The 2,321-nt window shown below is 64.8% G+C and carries 2 protein-coding genes and 1 pseudogene; all 3 read right to left on the minus strand.

Going from position 1 to position 2,321, the window contains the following annotated elements:
- Nucleotides 1–825 (minus strand): enoyl-CoA hydratase-related protein (locus EOA33_RS32645; protein WP_190234444.1); only part of this gene is annotated, 825 nt, incomplete at its 3' end.
- Between the two features lie 14 nt (nt 826–839).
- Complete coding sequence (locus EOA33_RS32650; protein ID WP_127407498.1) at nt 840–2,048, minus strand: acetyl-CoA C-acetyltransferase; 1,209 nt, start codon at nt 2,046–2,048, stop codon at nt 840–842.
- Nucleotides 2,049–2,081: 33 nt separating this feature from the next.
- Nucleotides 2,082–2,306, minus strand: a pseudogene (locus EOA33_RS32655) (acyl-CoA dehydrogenase family protein); the annotation flags it as partial.
- Nucleotides 2,307–2,321: the final 15 nt, after the last annotated feature.

Raw genomic sequence — 2,321 nt, forward strand, 5'->3', positions numbered from 1 at the left:
TACCAGGAGTCCCTCATAGACGCATTTCAGGATCGCGGCGGCGGCCGGATAGTTGCCGTAGGTCTCGCGACGCAGGATGGCGATGGCCGGCGGCCAGAGGTTGGCGCCCGCCGCCGAATAGACGGGGCCACCGGGCAGCTTGAAGCCTTTCTCGTCCCAAGGCGCCACCGGCTTCAGGCCGTTCTTGATCATCGCCTTGGCGGCCTCGACCAGCTTCGAAGGCTCGGCGATCTCGTGGATCAGGCCCATCGCCTTGGCCTTCTGCGGCGTGAGAGTCTGGCCGGTGGTCAGCATCTGCAGGGCCTGCTGCGGGTCGGTCAGCCGCGGCACGCGCTGGGTACCGCCGGCGCCCGGGAAGATGCCGATCTTCACTTCGGGAAGCGCCATCTTCACCTTGTCGGAATCGGCTGCGACGCGGCCATGGCAGGCGAGCGACAGTTCGAAGGCACCGCCCATGCAGGTGCCGTTGATCGCCGACACCCACGGCTTGCCCGAAGTCTCGACCTTACGGAACAGGCCGGTCATGACGCCCGCATTGTCGAACAGGGCCTTGGTCGCCTTGCCCAGATCCTTCGCCTTGTCGGCAGCGAAGGCGCCCAGCATCTTCTGCAGCAAGGTGATGTCGGCACCGCCGGAGAATGTATCCTTGCCGGAGGTGATGACCGCGCCCTTGATGGCCGCGTCGCCGGCGACATGGTCGACGATGGCGTTAAGCTCCCGCATCACCTCTTCGGTGAAGACGTTCATCGATCGATCCGGCATGTTCCAGGTGACCAGCGCAATGCCGTCGGCGTCGACGTCGAGGGTGAAATTGGTGTAGCTCATCTTCTCTCTCCCCGTCAGACGCGTTCGATGATGGTGGCGGTGCCCATGCCGGCGCCGATGCAGAGCGTGACCAGGGCGGTGTTCAGGTCACGGCGCTCGAGCTCGTCGAGCACGGTGCCGAAGATCATGGCGCCGGTGGCACCGAGCGGATGGCCCATGGCGATCGCGCCGCCATTGACGTTGATCTTGTCATGCGGGATCTCGAAGGCCTGCATGTAGCGCAGCACAACGGAAGCGAAAGCCTCGTTGAGCTCGAACAGGTCGATGTCCGACAGCTTCATCTTGGCGCGCTTGAGCAGCTTCTCGGTGACGTCGACCGGGCCGGTCAGCATCAGCACCGGCTCGGAGCCGATGTTGGCGAAGGCGCGGATGCGGGCGCGCGGCTTGATGCCCATCGCCTTGCCGGCCTTCTTGGAGCCGAGCAGGACGGCAGCGGCGCCATCGACGATGCCGGACGAGTTGCCGGCATGGTGGACGTGGTTGACCTCTTCGACTTCAGGGTGCTTTTGCACGGCAACCGCATCGAAGCCGCCCATTTCGCCGGGCATGACGAAGGACGGGTTGAGCGAGGCCAGCGACTGCATGTCGGTCGAGGGCCGCATGTGCTCGTCATGGTCGAGGATGGTCAGGCCGTTCTGATCCTTGATCGGGATAACGGAATTCTTGAAGCGGCCCTCGGACCAGGACTTGGCGGCGCGCTTCTGACTCTCGACGGCATAGGCGTCGACGTCGTCGCGGCTGAAACCATACTTGGTGGCGATCAGGTCGGCCGAAATGCCTTGCGGCACGAACCAGCCGGGCAGGCCGACGGATGGGTCCATGAACCAGGCGCCGCCCGACATGCCCATGCCGACGCGCGACATCGATTCGACGCCGCCGGCAATGACGAGCTCGTCCGCCCCTTGCGCGATCTTGGCGGCGCCGAAATTGATGGCGTCGAGACCGGAAGCGCAAAAGCGCGAGATCTGCATGCCCGGTGCCTTGGTGTCGTAGCCGGCCTCGAAGGCGGCGGCGCGCGGAATTACCGAGCCCGCCTCGCCGACCGGGTCGACGCAGCCGAAGATGATGTCGTCGACAGTGCCGGTGTCGAGGCCGTTGCGGTCGCGCAGCGCCTCGAGCGTTTTGGCGGCGAGCCGCACCGCCGGCACCTCGTGCAGCGAGCCATCCTTCTTGCCTCTGCCGCGCGGCGTGCGCACGGCGTCATAGACGTAAGCTTCGGCCATTTTCCTGCTCCTTGGGTTTGCCGGTCGCCGCGCTCAGAGAGAGCGCCCGATCAGCAATTTCATGATCTCGTTGGTGCCGCCGTAGATGCGCTGGACGCGAGCGTCGCGGAACATGCGGGCGATCGGGTATTCATTCATGTAGCCATAGCCGCCGTGCAATTGAAGGCATTCGTCGACCACCTTGCCCTGCAGGTCGCTAAGCCAGTATTTGGCCATCGAGGCGGTGACCGGATCGAGGCCGCCATCGATGTGGCGGGCGAAGCAGTGATTTTA

It is taken from the genome of Mesorhizobium sp. M4A.F.Ca.ET.050.02.1.1 (genome assembly GCF_003997725.1).
Classification (GTDB): Bacteria; Pseudomonadota; Alphaproteobacteria; order Rhizobiales; family Rhizobiaceae; genus Mesorhizobium.

What these genes read in the sequence shown, in the direction of transcription:
- EOA33_RS32650 (WP_127407498.1), bottom strand. Translation starts at nt 2,048, where the DNA reads ATGGCCGAAGCTTACGTCTATGACGCCGTGCGCACGCCGCGCGGCAGA.